1 protein-coding gene is annotated in these 512 nt (G+C 42.0%); it reads left to right on the top strand.

The window, feature by feature from the left end; all coding sequences use genetic code 11:
• Positions 1–457, top strand: a 457-nt coding sequence (locus tag R7Q48_RS31270) for a response regulator (RefSeq protein ID WP_318134325.1), incomplete at its 5' end; no start/stop codon positions are given.
• Positions 458–512: the final 55 nt, after the last annotated feature.

The raw sequence follows: 512 nt of genomic DNA, 5'->3' as shown, positions 1-512 counted from the left end.
AGCTAAGCTCGAGAAGAACACATTGCGTGACAATGTCACAAATATTGCATCTCGCGCTGAATCTAAAATATCTCGAACTCATCGAAGAATACTGATTGCTGAAGACAATCTAATGAACCAAAAAATCGCGAGCTTTTTCTTAGATAAAGCAGGGTACGACTACTTAATTACGAGTAACGGGCAAGAAGCGCTGGATGCCATCACCAAAGGTGAGCAGTTTGACGCCATTTTGATGGATTGTATGATGCCGGTGATGGACGGCCTAACCGCGACAAAAGAGATTCGCCGTTGGGAAAAGAAAGTGGGCTGCAAGAAAACAACCATCATTGCTTTGACCGCGAGTGTGTTGGAAGAGGACATTCACAATTGTTTTGCTGCGGGTATGGATGCGTATTTGCCAAAGCCGTATAAATCTAACCAGTTATTTGAGTTGTTTAATGAACTAAAGCTTGCTTAAATCGCACTGATAAGCCGAATTCATTACGGCTTTTTAGAACGAATATAAAGGAAGT

This window comes from Vibrio sp. 378, from assembly GCF_033339435.1.
Note: the sequence above shows the minus strand (reverse complement) of the source record. Positions and strands in the feature narration are given on the sequence as shown.